Source organism: Okeania sp. KiyG1 (assembly GCF_014132355.1).
GTDB lineage: Bacteria > Cyanobacteriota > Cyanobacteriia > Cyanobacteriales > Microcoleaceae > Okeania.
Genome location: NZ_BLZO01000057.1, coordinates 1 through 16,065 on the forward strand (window position 1 = coordinate 1; position 16,065 = coordinate 16,065).

7 protein-coding genes are annotated in these 16,065 nt (G+C 39.6%); all 7 read left to right on the top strand.

Annotated features, from left to right (window positions below; translation table 11 throughout):
• The first annotated feature begins 163 nt into the window (after window positions 1-163).
• The 7 genes from SAGCYANO_RS10405 (at window position 164) to SAGCYANO_RS10430 (ending at window position 15,751) form a co-directional block, all read left to right on the top strand.
• Window positions 164-4,369: a hypothetical protein gene (locus SAGCYANO_RS10405; RefSeq protein ID WP_202220014.1), complete on the top strand. Its 4,206-nt coding sequence runs from the start codon at window positions 164-166 to the stop codon at window positions 4,367-4,369.
• A 478-nt stretch (window positions 4,370-4,847) separates the two neighbouring features.
• The gene (locus tag SAGCYANO_RS10410) at window positions 4,848-5,804 is read left to right on the top strand and encodes a nuclease A inhibitor family protein (RefSeq protein WP_202220015.1); all 957 of its coding nucleotides are present in this window, start codon (window positions 4,848-4,850) and stop codon (window positions 5,802-5,804) included.
• Between the two features lie 315 nt (window positions 5,805-6,119).
• Window positions 6,120-7,151, top strand: a complete 1,032-nt coding sequence (locus SAGCYANO_RS10415) for a hypothetical protein (protein ID WP_202220016.1) — start codon at window positions 6,120-6,122, stop codon at window positions 7,149-7,151.
• A 190-nt stretch (window positions 7,152-7,341) separates the two neighbouring features.
• Window positions 7,342-9,147 (top strand): hypothetical protein, encoded by a 1,806-nt coding sequence (locus SAGCYANO_RS44520; RefSeq protein WP_237396041.1) that lies wholly within the window; start codon window positions 7,342-7,344, stop codon window positions 9,145-9,147.
• A 227-nt stretch (window positions 9,148-9,374) separates the two neighbouring features.
• On the top strand, window positions 9,375-10,310 hold the full coding sequence (locus SAGCYANO_RS44525; protein ID WP_237396042.1) for a hypothetical protein: 936 nt from the start codon (window positions 9,375-9,377) through the stop codon (window positions 10,308-10,310).
• Window positions 10,311-10,397: 87 nt separating this feature from the next.
• Window positions 10,398-14,561 carry a hypothetical protein gene (locus SAGCYANO_RS10425; RefSeq protein WP_202220017.1) on the top strand — a complete coding sequence of 1,388 codons (4,164 nt, stop codon included), beginning with the start codon at window positions 10,398-10,400 and terminating at the stop codon, window positions 14,559-14,561.
• Window positions 14,562-14,839: 278 nt separating this feature from the next.
• On the top strand, window positions 14,840-15,751 hold the full coding sequence (locus SAGCYANO_RS10430; RefSeq protein ID WP_202220018.1) for a nuclease A inhibitor family protein: 912 nt from the start codon (window positions 14,840-14,842) through the stop codon (window positions 15,749-15,751).
• Window positions 15,752-16,065: the final 314 nt, after the last annotated feature.

Genomic DNA, 16,065 nt, shown 5'->3' on the forward strand with positions numbered 1-16,065 from the left:
AGTGCGGCAGCTATATCGCCTGTTTAAAGTTTTTCTTTCTCTTAAAAATTCTGACTTATGACTTCTGAATTATGACGCGCGTCAACGGTTCATCAACCCAACAAAATTGTTGTGTTGGTTGGATTAAGTCAATGTAACAGTATCCACAATCAAATAGAAAACTATGGCACTACCAAAACTTTTAAATTCCTATGACTTACAACCTTTTTTGGCTAATCCAGTCCTACTAACTGAGCAAACTAGAGAGCTACAGTTAGCGATCGCTAATTATCCAGACACACCAAGAAACCTCCTAGAAATCCTGGTTAATAGTTTTGACCCCCTAGTGGCAGAAGCAGCAAGTCACCATGTCAATTGGGCGGGAGAAATTACGGAAAATTGGCACTACTTAGCAGATACAACTTTACAAACAAAAGAATTAGGACAAAATGACCGTCTGGCTGTGGAACTTCTGAAAATTGCTCCAGTGCCGGATTATTTTCTCAGCGAGTTTGTTCCTGCAAGTTATCTGAGTTTAGCATTGAAAAATCCTCATCTACCTTTACGATATCGAGTGAAATATTTAGAGCGACTAGCATGGGAACCTGACCTAGAATCACGTTTGCAAGTGGCAGAATGTCGAGAAACTCCAGTTGCTATGTTGGAAATATTGGCAGGGGATTTAGAATTGCCGATTCGGATGGCGGTAAAATCTAATCCCACTACTTCACAAGAGTTAATAGAGTTGATGGAAGGGCAACTTGCGGTAGCAAAAGATTGGAATACTGATGCGGAACAGTTAGCAACTTTAGGAGAAAGTAGGTGGGATTTAATTCGGTTGGCAGTGGCTCAAAATCCGGTAACGAGTGGGGAAACTTTGATGCAGTTGGCAAGGGATGGGGTATTTAAGATTAAGTTCGCGGTTGCCAAAAATCCTCAGACTCCGGCAAATGTTTTAGGAGTATTGGCAGAACATTCGGCAAAGGAAATTAAGTCAGCAGTCGCCAAACATCCCAATGCAACAGAGGAAATTTTACATCAATTGTTTCCGACTCAGAAGGGTGTTTTGAGGGGAAGGAAGAATTTACCTGCTAGTATTTTAGAACGATTTTTTCGAGAAGCAGCTACGGATGAGCCGATTTGGAAACAATATGATTTACGAAATTTGCTCTTAAGGCAGTCAAATACTCCTACTTGGATTTTGGCGGAGTTTGCAAATGTGGATATTGAAGCAGTGAGATATGAGAGGTTAGCTAATTTTGACAATCCTGACTCAGAGGCTCTAGATCCTGCACTACCCTTGATAGGTAACTTTCCTACAACTCCTGCTGAAATTGTAGAATATTCTATTCAAGAGGACATGGAATTTTTAGCTGAAGTTGCTCAACATTCACAAGTTTCAGTGGAAATTTTGGAGCGATTAAGTCACGCTCCAATTGCTGAAGTGCAGTTAGCTGTAGCCCTAAATATTCAAACACCGGAGGTACTAAGACTGAGTTTATTAGAAAACTTATCGGTTAATGCTGAGGAAGACATTAAAATTGAAATTGCCAAAGATATCAATACACCTATACATATTTTAGAAATGATGGTGGAAAACGAATTTACTGACAAGAAGTTATTGTCAGGAATGAGACAAATTTTGACATCTAACTGTAATAGTAGTGGTTGGTGGGATTCGATCTCGGATTTAAAAGAGAAGCTTTTATCCCCAGCAAACATTACTATAGATGTTGAATGCTGGATAGAAGCGATTAAAAATTCTGGTATAATTAAAAATTTAGAGAATATGCCAGATGACGTCGATAGTGAAATGGATATCATCTACTCTGTATGGAGGGAGGTATTACCAGGGTTTTCTAAAGAGCAAATTAGAAATGTAACTGATACACTCATTAACGAGAGCGATATAATTCTTCAAAACATAAAACGTAGATCGATGTACCGTTGTACTGCTGTTGCATTAGTTGGCAATCCCAATACTCCAAGTATGCTGCGAGAAAAGTTAAAAAAACAGTTAATTATACAAGACGAAAGAAAAGATTGCTATTATCAAAGAAACGAAAACTTATTTTTAGCACTTGGTTATAATCCAGAAGTTCCCAAAACAGAACGTGAAGAATACTTACGGGAACTTGTTCAATGGAGTTGTATCCGCCAAAATATTGCAACAGATACTCGGACTCCCCTAGAAATTTTAGAGCACATGTGGGAGCAAGGAGAACAAGAAGCGGTAGCCAGCAGTCCTGCCACTCCAGGATATCTACTTCGACAAATTGCCAATGAGTCTTTAGATAATGAGTCTGTTTTGAGAGAAATTGCTAAAAATCTAAATGCTCCACTTGAGTTACGGATTCAATTTGTGAAATATCTATATGAAAACTATACAGAAACTAAACATCGAGACCTTCTAGATTTGGTACTTGATAACCCCAACTTGAAAATTCTAGAACGTTATCGGTTTTTACTGGAAAAAGAGCTACAGGAACAAATAAAGAAAACACGCAAATTTATGTCAAAGCAACCCCAATTTATGAGCGAAGTATTGAAAAGTAATAACATCCAAGCTATCAAGAATGTAGCTCGAAACTGTGAAACTCCGATTCATATTTTAGAGCAACTTACCAAACATCCCGACGAAAATATTCGTGATGCGTTGTTAGATAATCGGAATTTGCCGAGGGATACTTTACTAGAACTTGCTCGCGATCCAAGCGTTTCTGTACGGTGCAAACTAGCAAGGAAGATTTTTCGCCGACAGACTCCAGTAGAAATTCTGGAAATGCTGGCAGATGATGAATCAGAAGAAGTTAGGAAATTAGTGGCAGAAAATCCTGATACTCCTGTTGAGACGTTAGTGAAATTGGCAAATGATTCTAGTAAGTCTGTCAAAGAGAAATTAGTCAGTAATTCTAAGACTCCAGTAGAAATTCTGGAAATTCTGGCAGATGATGAATCAGAAAAAATCAGGCAATTAGTAGCAAAAAATTCTCATACTCCTGTTGAGACGTTGGTGAAATTAGCCAATGATTCTAGTAAGTATGTCAAGCAGAAATTAGTCAGTAATCCTAATACCCCTGTGGAAATACTAGAACGTTTGGGTTTAGAAGAGAAGATTTTTAATATTAGTAATGCTAATACACCAGCAAGTATTCTAGAAAAACTCGCAGACCATTCTTCTGAGTCAGTGCGATATGAGGTTGTCGGACATCGCAATACTCCGGTGAGTGTAATAGAAAAGCTAGCTAATGATAAGTATATTTATACAATTAGGACGATCGCGGAAAAGTCCCAAACACCTCCCCATATTCTAGAGCGACTCGCTACCCATCCAGATTATACAACCCGTTATTATGTAGCTATTAATCGGAATACTCCTGCTACAGCGCTGGAAAAGCTAATTCGATATAACGAAAGTGAAGCTAACTCTCCTTCGAGAAATAAAGATAGCCTCAAAACAATGATGACAGACGCGGATAAAAACAATATTCGGTCTGCGATAGCTAAAAATACTCGTACTCCGATAGCTGTATTAGAGATGCTAGCAACAAGAGAGTTTTACGGAGAGCAAAAAACTGAGGAGCGTGGTGAATACTACTATTTCCCCTCCAGAACAGTTGAATATGTACTACAATCATTAGTTGACAACCCCAACTTAACTCCCTCAATTTTAGCCAAACTAGCACGAGACCCCAATCCTGAGATTCGCAGTCTTTTGGTACGTCATCCCAATATAACTCCCGAACTTTGGCAACAACTGGCAAAGGATGAAGATCGAACTGTGCGAGGGGCGATCGCTGACTATTATAACACACCTATTAATATTCTTGAAGCTCTAGCTTTAGATATAGATACAGAGGTGCGCCAGAAAGTAGTGGCTAATTCCAATACTCCTACAACTGCCCTAGAAATTCTTTCTCAAGATTCTATGGCTGAAGTTCGTACTGCTGTTGCTGGGAACCAAAACACTAACGTTATAGTTTTAGAACAGTTGGGGGAAGATGAAAAAGTAGAAGTGCGTCGAGCTGTTGCCCAAAACCCAAACACTCCAGTTTCCTTGCGGGAATCATTGAGAGATTTGTTGGCCTTACAATATACCCCAATACCTAGTACCACATTATCAGGACTGAGCCGTATTTACAAGCCAGATACGGATGATTTACCAACATTGTTATCAGAATATGCCCAATCTGACAATGCTTTCGTCCGTTTTGTAACTTTGACGCACCCGTTAACTCCTGTTGACAGTATTAGGGAGTGTTGTCAGTCTCTGTTATGGCAGGAGCGTTATGCTATTGCTGAGAACCCCTCCACTCCAGCAGAGATACGGGAACAACTAGCAAATGATGGCAACCGCATTGTGCGAGCGACTGCCAAAGCAAACTTATAGGTTGGGTTGATGAAAGAAACCCAACAAAACCAGTAAACTTGTAGGTTGGGTTGATGAAAGAAACCCAACAATATTCTAAACTACTAAACTTATGATTATCCTTAATATCATGTTCGGTTGAATACTTATAAATAACTGTTGTGAGGAGTCAGGAGTCAACCCACCCCTCGCCCCTCCCCTCCCAACCCACCCCTAACCCCGACCGTGGAGGGAGGGAAGTCAGGAGTCAGGAGGGAAGAAAGGAGGAATGCTTATGAAATATGGGAAAATAGTATTGATAATTTTAGTATTTCTTTGGTACTGTCAGCCCTTAAATTTTATTTATAACTGATTATCCGAACATGATATAACTCAACCGTATGGGGTTATTGTTGGGTTGCGCTGTCGCTTAACTTAACCTACTTGCTTGCTCGTAAAAAAATTATTGTTGGGTTCGCTGTCGCTTAACCCAACCTACTGTTTCTCGAAATATAATATTATGCAACCTGAAATTGAAAAAATTATCGGCACTTTAGAAATTCTAACTCAACCATCCCTGAGATGTAATTTACCCGGTCACGAGTATGCAGCAAATTTTGTTCCTTTTGTCTGGGATGTCTCTGAATGGGGAAATTTTAATATCCGCAATCTTTGTCTTAGCAATGGTTGGCTAGAAATTACAGATGCAGATGCTACAGTAAAGCAATGGCAAAATATGAAATATCCCAGAAATTTTCCTGATTTTAATGTAAGTTTAGAACAGCGGAATTTATGGAGAAATAAAATCGATTTTTTGTTTCAACTCCTTCAGAATAACTTGACAACATTAGAATCTTTTTTCTTGGTTTTTAAATTCGAGGTGGATGGAGGAATTTATCTACCTGGTATGCTTATTGGCGAGACAAAAGATGGAGATTGGGTTGGTGTCTCTCACACTATTTATAAAGAAACTGAAATTACTCAAGAAATAATCGATCGTTCGGAGCAAATTGAAATTGATTCAAATATTTTACTAGAGGAAAATACTGTGGATTTAATAGCAAAAATTCAGGCAATTACTTCGGAGTTAGGCACAATTAATTTTTCTGGAGATAGAGGTGGTGGTGACTATCCTTATAATTACGACCATAAAATTGTTTTGACTGCTGCCAAAACTAAAGAATTAGTATTTGAAAAAATCTTACAGGCTACAGAATGCCTAGAAATTAATCACTTTTATAGTTTTCATCCCGATATAGAATATTTACGAGATTGGTGTTATTTCCAGGAGAATGAAGCTGAGAAAATGTATCATAGATACAATACAATAAATCGTTTTTTTCAGCATACTTTCGAGCAAACATTTATTTATCGGTTTAGTTTTTGGACTCGAGAATGTATCTATGTACTCGGTCAAACTCAGGGAAAAAATTTGGCTGGTGTTTATATAGAGGGCGACTTTACTTATAACCCTTAAATACTAAAAACTTGGAAATTAAAAAAATTATGTAAGCATTCAGCTATCAGCAGTCAGCTATCAGCAATTAGTAATGAATAATTACTTCTGAGGTTTTGTCCAGGAACTTTGGTAGTAACTTTTTATTCTTTTTAAATTTCAAAGGTTGCTTTTACCTTCCCTAAAATTAATAGCTAATAGCTAATAGTTGACGGCTGAATGCTTACAAAATCATTTAAAGCTTTCAAAGGAGTAAAATTGAGTTTTTGTGGCAAACTGCCGTTAAAAATACTCAAATTTAATGTTAATAAATATTGCCTAATGCCTAGATTAATTATGAAACTTGAAACAGAAAAATTACTCGGCACTTTAGAAGTTTTAGTCAAAAATCCTTTCTTGTGGGAGACAGAAAAAAGGGGGGATTTTAATATCTGGAATTTGATGATTTCTGAAGGTTGTATTCATCTAACAGATGTGGAATTAGCCATCGCTCATTGGCAAGATGTGGAACATTGGGGTACTCCCACCTATCAAACTGAAGATGATTTTGAGTATGCACCTTTCAGACATGAGGAAGACGACGATCGGGATTATGAGTACGCACCTTTCAAATATGATGAAGATGAAGATGAGGATATTTGGAGTGATGAAATAGAAGCGTTTCGAGTCGATCGTTATCAACAATTGTTAACTCTTTTGAAAGCAGAATTGCTAGATTTACAAGCTTTTCGACTTACGACTATTGAGCATTTAAAGAGGGGGCATCCTTATTTTTATTTCCACATTCTGATTGGCAAAACAGAAGATGGAGATTGGTTTTGTTTTTCCCCCATTGTGCCAGATCAAGTTAGCGATCCAAATCATCATACCGAACGCTTTGCAGACAATGAAGATTGGTTTTATTTTTTGCCTACAAAACTAAAGCAAGAGGGCGATCGCCCTTTCACTCCTCTAAAAACTGGTGACACAGAAACTAACTCTCTCAACCCAAAAACATCAGATTTACAATCAAAAATAGATGCTATTCTTTCGGAGTTGCCACCCATTACAATTTATGGATACTATGGCGGAGGTTACGATTATACCTACAAACATCAAATAGTTTATGCTACTGCTAGCAACAAAATATTGGCAATAGAAAAAGCTTTGCAAGCAGCAGAAATGTTGAAACTTGAAAACAGAGATATTGAATTTAGGTCAAATGAATACAACAGAAAGCTGAGTCAATTTTTTCAGACTCAATTGCACCAACCAAAAACTTATAGTCTCAGCTTTTGGGATATTGGGTATATCTATCAAGTAGCAGAAACTCCAACAGGAGATTGGTTGGGAGTGCGCAAAATGGTTGAATTTGATTATAATCCATAGGTTCAAACAATAATATTTTTGTGCTTTGCTCCATGAAAGTAGCGTTTGCGGAGCCTAGCGACAGCTATATCGCTTATTGAAAGTTTTCTTTCTATTCATAACTTATGCAGAAACCGGGTTTCTGGGTTCGCCTGCGTAAGTCCCTATCTTCCATGAAATAATAATTAAAACACTGACACTGACAACTGAAATGACACTACAAGCATTAAATCTAGATGATTTACAGCCTTTTTTGGCCAAGCATGTCCTACTAACTGAGCAAACTAGAGAGCTACAGTTAGCGATCGCTAATTATCCAGACACACCAACTAATCTGCTGGAAATCCTAATTAATAGTTCTGACCCTCTAGTGGCAGAAGCAGCAAGTCACCATGTTAATTGGGCGGGAGAAATTACGGAAAATTGGCACTACTTAGCAGATACAACTTTACAAACAAAAGAATTAGGACAAAATGACCGTCTGGCGGTGGAACTTCTGAAAATTGCTCCAGTACCGGATTATTTTCTTAGCGAGTTTGTCCCTGCAAGTTACCTGAGTTTAGCATTGAAAAATCCTCATCTACCTTTACGATATCGAGTGAAATATTTAGAGAGACTGGCACAAGAACCTGAGCTACAACCACGCTTAGAAGTGGCAGAATGTCCAGAAACTCCAGTTGCTATGTTGGAAATATTGGCAAGGGATTTAGAATTGCCGGTTCGGATGGCGGTAAAATCTAATCCCATTACTGTGCCAGAGTTAATAGAGTTGGTAGAGGAGCAACTTGCGGTAGCAAAAGATTGGAATACTGATGCGGAACAGTTAACAACTTTAGGAGAAAGTCGGTGGGATTTAATTCGGTTAGCAGTAGCTCAAAATCCTCAGACCCCGGCAAATGTTTTAGCATTATTAGCAGAACATTCGGCAGTAGAAATAAAGTCAGCAGTTGCCAGACATCCTCATGCAACGGAGTCAATTTTACATCAACTGTTTCCAACTCAGAAGGATGTTTTGAGGGAAAGAAAGAATTTACCTGTTAGTATTTTAGAACGATTTTTTAGGGAAGCTGCCACAGACGAGCCTATTTGGAAACAATATGATTTACAAAATTTGTTCTTGAGGCAGCTAAATACTCCCACTTGGATTTTGGCAGAGTTGACAAATGTGGATATTGAAGCGGTGAGAGCTGAGAATGAAGCCCTTGAACCAGGTTACCCTGAAATTGTAGAAACTTTGGTTCAAGATGACATTAGCTTTCTATATGATGTAGCTAAACATCCACAGGTTTCGGTGGAAATTTTAGAAGGATTGAGTGATTGTATTCATCCTGATGTGCAATTAGCAGTCGCTCAAAACTCCCGAACCCCCGAATTGTTGCGAAATCAGATTTTATTACGACTCGCACTCGGTGATGATGAAGGAGTAGTAAGAGCGATCGCCCGCTCTCCAGAAACTCCGGTTGCAATTCTAGAACGTTTGATTTCGCCTGCTACTACAGGAAATCAAGTTACAAAATTAGCTAGGGAGATAGTACCTAATATTTCCGAAGATTTGCTACAGAAAATCATCAATTTTGTGAATAAATATCAGTCTCCCCAGAGAATTTTAAATCGGTTACGAGATGAAAATTCTCGCGAGTCCGTGTTTGAAGAATGGAGACAACTTTTAGCTGGTTTAAACGGAATAGATCGAACTGCACTGGAGGTTTTATGTAAGGGTATGTTACCAGGAATTGGTTTTGGTTTTTGTGGCGGGTTGCCAGGAGAAGATCGTTGGCTCGAAAAGTATTATTCCGTGACTTCAGGAGAATTCTATTTATATGGGTTGTTGACACTATTGGGATTAGCTACGGAAAATACTGGTAATCGCAGCATTGCCCTAGCCTTATTGAGTAATCCTAACACTCCCGCACCATTGCGAGAAGAGTTAAAGGAACAACTTATTAACTCTACTAACAAGAATCCGACGGATGTTGTAATAGAGTTATCGAACATCGCAATACTCCGGTTAGGGTAATAGAAAGGCTGGCTAATGAGAACTATATTCCTGCGATTCGGGCGATTGCAAAAAAGTCTCAAACACCTCCCCATATTCTAGAGCGACTCGCTACCCATCCAGACTATACAACTCGTTATAACGTAGCTCATAATTCTAATACTCCAGCTACAGCACTGGAAAAGCTAGCTCGATATAACGAAAGTGAGGCTAACGCCCCTTCAAGAACTAAAGATGCTCTCAAAACAATGATGGCAGGAGCAGATAATAACGAAATTCGGAGGAAACTCGCCAGAAACACTCGTACTCCGATAGCTGTATTAGAGATGTTAGCAAAAAGAGAATTTTATGGAGAGGAAAAAGAGGAGTGTCGTGACTACATTATTCCCCCCAGAACAGTTGAAGAGGTATTGGAATCGTTAGCTTTCAACCCTAACTTAACTTCCTCAATTTTGGCCAAACTGGCACAAGATCCCAGTGCTAAAATTCGCAGTCTTTTAGTATATCATCCAAATATGACTTCCGAACTTTGGCAACAGATTGCACAGGATGAGGATAAGGATGTGCGAGAGTATATCGCTTCCTCCATCGATACCCCCATTCATATTCTCGAAACTCTAGCTTTAGATACAGATACAGAGGTGCGTCAGAAAGTAGCAGCTAATCCTAATACTCCCACAACTTCCCTAGATATTCTTTATCAAGATTATATGGCTGAAGTTCGTACTGCTGTTGCTGGCAACCAAAACTCCAACGTTATAGTTTTGGAACAGTTGGGAAAAGATGAAAAAGTAGAAGTGCGTCGAGCAGTTGCCAAGAACCCTAACACTCCTGCTCCTCTCCAGGAGTCCCTGAAAGATTTGCTAGACTTACCTTATGTCCCTCGTTATATCCCTAAACTTAGCCCCACATTAGCAGGAGTGAGCCGTATTTACAAACCTGATACGGATGATTTAGCAACATTGTTATCAGAATACGCCAAATCTGATAATGCTTTCGTCCGTTTTGTGACTTTGATGCACCCGTTAACTCCTGTTGATAGTATTACCGAGGGTTGTCAGTCTCTATTTTGGCAAGAACGTTATGCGGTTGCCGATAATTCCTCTACTCCAGGAGAAATACTAGAGCAACTTGCCAATGATAGTAACCGTATTGTGCGAGCAACCGCCAAAGCAAACTTGTAGATTGAGTAATGGTTCATCAACCCAACAAAATTGTTGTGTTGGTTGGATTAAGTCTATGTAACAGCATCCACAATCAAATAGAAAACTATGGCACTACCAAAACTTTTAAATTCCTGCGACTTACAACCTTTTTTGGCCAATCCGTCCCTACTAACTGAGCAAACTAGAGAGCTACAGTTAGCGATCGCTAATTATCCAGATACACCAACTAATCTGTTGGAAATCCTGGTTAATAGTTCTGACTCCCTAGTGGCAGAAGCAGCAAGTCACCATGTCAATTGGGCGGGAGAAATTACGGAAAATTGGCACTACTTAGCAGATACAACTTTACAAACAAAAGAATTAGGACAAAATGACCGTCTGGCGGTGGAACTGCTGAAAATTGCTCCAGTGCCGGATTATTTTCTCAGCGAGTTTGTCCCTGCAAGTTATTTGACTTTAGCATTGAAAAATCCTCATTTACCGTTACGGTATAGGCTGAAATATTTGGAGCGACTGTCACGGGAACCTAACCTAGAGCTACGTTTGCAAGTAGCAGAATGTGGAGAAACTCCAGTACCAGTGTTGGAAATATTGGCAGGGGATTTAGAATTGCCTATTCGGGCAGCGGTAAAATCTAATCCCACTACTCCGCCAGAGTTAATAGAGTTGATGGAAGGGCAATTAGCGACAGCTCGGAATTGGAATACTGATGCGGAACAGTTAGCAACTTTAGGAGAAAGTCGATGGGATTTAATTCGGTTAGCAGTGGCTCAAAATCCGGCAACGAGTGGGGAAACTCTGATGCAGTTGGCAAGGGATGGGGTATTTAAGATTAAGTTGGCGGTTGCGAAAAATCCTCAGACTCCGGCAAATGTTTTAGGAGTATTGGCGGAAAATTCTGGAAAGGAAATTAAGTCAGCAGTCGCCAGACATCCCAATGCAACGGAGGAAATTTTGCATCAATTGTTTCCGACCGAGAAGCGTTTCTTGGGATATGGAATGCGGAATTTACCTGCTAGTATTTTAGAACGGTTTGTTGGAGAAACTGGCAAAGGCTTGCCTATTTGGAAACAACATGAATTGCGAAGCTTGCTATTGAGACAGGTAAATACACCCACTTGGATTTTGGCTGAGTTGGCCAATGTGGATCTTGAGTCAGTGAGAGCTGAAAAAGAAGCTCAAGGTCTTAAAACTCGAAATTCTGCTAAAGTTATTGAAAGTTGGATTCTAGATGAAATTCGATTTCTAGTGGATGTTGCCAAACACCCAAAAGTTTCGGTAGAAATTTTAGAACAATTGAGTGATTCTCCTCATCCGAAAGTTCAATTAGCAGTTGCTCAAAACTCGCGAACGCCAGAACAGTTGAAAAATCAAATTTTATTACGACTCGCCTTCGGTGACGATGAAGAAATAGTAAGAGCGATCGCCCGCTCTCCAGAAACTCCCGTTGCGATTCTCGAACGTTTGATTTCAACTTCTACTACAGGAAATCAAGCTGCACAGTTATTCAGGAAGATGACACCTAATACCTCAGAAAATTTACCACATAAAATCACCAATTTTGTGAATAAATATCAGTCTTCCCAGAGAATTTTATCTCTATTACGGGATGAAAATTCTCGCGAGTCGGTGTTGGAAGAATGGAGACAACTTTTAGCTAGTTTAAACGGAGCAGACCGAACTGCACTGGAGGTTGTATGTAAGGGTATGTTACCAGCAATTGGTCTGGGTGGCGGGTTGCCACGACAAGATCGTTGGCTTCAAGAGTATCATTCCTTGACTGGAGCAGAATTCTATTTATATGGGCTGTTGATACTATTAGGATTTGCTACAGAAAATACTGCTAATCGAGCAATTCCGCTAGCCCTATTAAAGAATCCCAACACTCCCGCACCATTGCGAGAAGAGTTAAAGGAACGACTGATTGATTCTACTACCAAGAACCCGACTGATGTCATAGAGGCACTTGCTTATAATTCAGCAATTCCTGAAGCAGAGCGACTGGAATATTTTCAACAACTTTTATCAATGAGTAGGAATAAAGAGGCGATTGCTCGTAGTCCTAATACGCCACCGGAAATCTTATCTCAATTAATGACAGGTAGTGGTGCAGGTCGTCCAAAAGTTTCTAGAAACTCAAACGAAACAGCCCGTCGTTGGGTGGCGGAAAATCCTGGTACTCCTGTAGAAATATTGCTACAGTTGGCTACTCAAACTCTGGAAAAGCCAAAGTCGGATACTTCTAAAACAAAGTCAAGTTTGGCGAATAATTCCGTAATTTGGGAAAAGGTATTGAATAATCCAAGTTTACCCCCACTGGAACGCTATCGGTTATTACTGGAAAAAGAGTGGCAGGAAGAAACGGCGAAAGCAGATCGATTTATCTCAACCAGACTTCGTAGACGCACCTCATTGGCAGATATGATAAAAAGTAGTGCTTCCGGAACAGATAGTGGAATAAATCACCATAATCTATATAATGCCGCTGGAAACTCTCGAACTCCCATTCATATTTTAGAGCAGCTTGCCAAACATCCTGACGAAAGTGTTCGTAGCGCATTGCTGAACAACCGAGCTTTGCCGAGTAATATTATGTTAGAGCTTGCCTGCGACTCCAGCGTTTCAGTACGGATAAAATTAGTAAGGAAAGATCGATACCGACAGACTCCAGTAGAAATTCTGGAAATGCTAGCAGATGATGAATCTGAAAAAGTCAGGGAATTAGTGGCAGAAAATCCTGATACTCCTGTTGAGGGGTTGATGAAATTGGCAAATGATTCTAGCGAGAATGTCAAGAAAAAATTGGTCAGTAATTCCAATACTCCTGTAGAAATACTAGAAAGTTTTGGTTTAGAAGAGGGAATTTTTGATGTTCGCAATGCTAATACGCCTAGCAGTGTGCTTGAAAAGGCAGTCAGAAAATATTGTAATCTTAGAAATACAAGCTCTTCACTGTCAAATTTGTTAAAAAATCCAGTTAAAGGTTCTCAAATGCCTCCTAGTATTCTTAATGAGTTGGAGTTGTCACACCATAAAAGTTATGAAATTCGTAGACTGGTAGCAAGCCATCCTAATACCCCAAGTCATATTTTAGAAAGACTTTGTAAAGATAACAACTCCAATATCCGTATTAAAGTTGCCGAAAACCCCAATACTTCAAGTCAAACTTTAGAGAAACTGTATAAAGATAGCGAATATCTTGTGCGTGCCGGAGTTGCTAAAAATCCTAATACCCCTCCTCACCTTCTAGAAAAGATTGCAAGACAAGAAGACCCGAATGAAAAATATAGATCGTACTCTATAGATAAGCTGAAAACTTATCATAAAGATAGAGCCTATTATACCGTTATCAGTCCCATAGCTAAACGTCTGGATACACCAGCAGCAGTATTAGAATTTCTGGCCAACAGTCCGGAAACCAATATTCGCAAAATCGTCGCTAGAAATCCCAATACGCCATCAACAGCTTTGGAAAGTCTGGCGACTACAGAATCAGATATAGAAGTCTTAAAAGCACTGACTCACAACCCCAACTTAACAACAGAGGCGTTGCAACAACTATCTAGTAATTCTAATCGCGATTTCCTTATTTATCTGATTCGGACCGGTGAATTATCTCCCGAAGTTTGGCAGCAACTAGCAGAGAATGAAAATGCAATAGTGCGAGAAGCGATCGCTTCCTCTAGCATCACGTCCGTCCATATTCTCGAAGCTCTAACATTAGATAAAGATACAGAGGTGCGCCGAAAAGTAGCAGCTAATCCCAATACTCCCACAACTTCCCTAGATATTCTTTCTCAAGATTCTATGGCTGAAGTTCGTACTGCTGTTGCTGGCAACCAAAACACTAACGTTATAGTTTTGGAACAGTTGGGACAAGATGAAAAAGTGGAAGTGCGTCGAGCAGTTGCCAAAAACCCTAACACTCCTGCTCTTCTCCAGGAATCCCTGAAAGATTTACTAGGCTTACCTTATGTCCGTAAAGCTAGCACCACATTATCAGGACTCAGCCGTATTTACAAGCCAGATACGGATGATTTACCAACATTGTTATCAGAATATGCCAAATCTGATAATGCTTTCGTCCGTTTTGTGACTTTGATGCACCCGTTAACTCCTGTTGATAGTATTACCGAGGGTTGTCAGTCTCTATTTTGGCAAGAACGTTATGCAATTGCTGAGAACCCCTCCACTTTGGGAGAGATACGGCAGCAACTCACCAATGATAGTAACCGTATTGTGCGAGCGACTGCCAAAGCAAATTTGTAGCTAACTTGTAGGTTGGGTTGATGAAAGAAACCCAACAGATAGGTCATATCAAATCCGATAGTTTGTAGTTGATTCAATCCAACTTACGATTATCCTTAACTCAAGTGTTATAGCAGTGGAAGCAAAGCTTAGAACATTCCTAAATCTTTAAACGAGCTTCAGAGATTACTTCTGACTTCCACTATATTGTTGGGTTGTGCTGTCGCTTAACCCAACCTACTGTTTATCCAACGACTCAATAATTGAATGTTAATAAATATCACCTAACAGTTAAAACTATGAAACTTGAAACAGAAAAATTACTCGGCACTTTAGAACTTTTTGTCAGAAACCCTTTCTTTTGGGAGACAGAAAAATGGGGAAAATTTAATGTCTGGAATTTGATGCGTTCTGAAGGTTTTGTCAATTTAACAGATGTAGATTTAGTCATTGCTCATTGGCAAGATGTAGAACATTGGGGTACTCCAACTAATCAAATAGATGATTTTGAGTATGCACCTTTGAGAGATGAACAAGATGATGATTGGAATCCTGAAATAGAAAAATTTAGAGTAGAACGCTATCAACAGTTGTTAAAACTATTGAAGGCAGAATTATCAGATTTCCAAGGGTTCCGAATTGGCATTAATAAAGAATCAGATGATTATTTTGAGTGGGAACATCCTAATTTTTATTTCCACATTCTAATTGGCAAAACAAAGGATGGAGACTGGTTTTGTTTTTCGCCCACTGTACCAGACGAAGTTAGCGATCGCCGTCTTCAACGTTTACAAACTGGTTCCACAGAAACTCATCCTCTCAACCAAAAAACATTAGATTTACAATCTCAAATAGATGCTATTCTCTCGGAACTATCACCTATGACAATCTATGGATATTATGGTGGAGGTTATGCTTATACCTACGAACATCAAATAGTTTATGCTACTACTGGGAGCAAAATATTGGCAGTGGAAAAAGCTTTGCACGCAGCTAAAATGCTGAAAGTGGAAGACTCAACTCTCGATTTTAGCTGTAGTGAATGTGGAGACAGTCGAAAACTATGTCAATTTTTCATTAATCATCTTGGCGGTCCCAAAATTTATAGTCTGAGCTTTTGGGATATTGGGTATATCTATGAAGTAGCAGAAACTCCAACAGGAGATTGGTTAGGACTGCGTAGAATACTTGAATTTGAATTTAATCCATAGGTTCAAACAATAATATTTTATGCTTTGCTGCATGAAAGTAGCGATCGCCACTCATATCAAATCCGGTTAAACAGCCATAGAATGGTTAAGTTAGGAGGAGTCAACCTACCCCTCGCCCCTCCCCTCCCAACCCACCCTAACCCCGACCGTGGAGGAGGGGAGATCAGGAGTCAACCCACCCCCAACCCCGACCGTGGAGGGGAGAAAGAAGAAGAAACCCCGAGTAGAAGGAGAAAGTTTTTTGGTCGGGTAAAGGTCACGGAGTTCTATCGCGCTCTTATCCGGACATGGTATCATACCTCAAATTACTAACG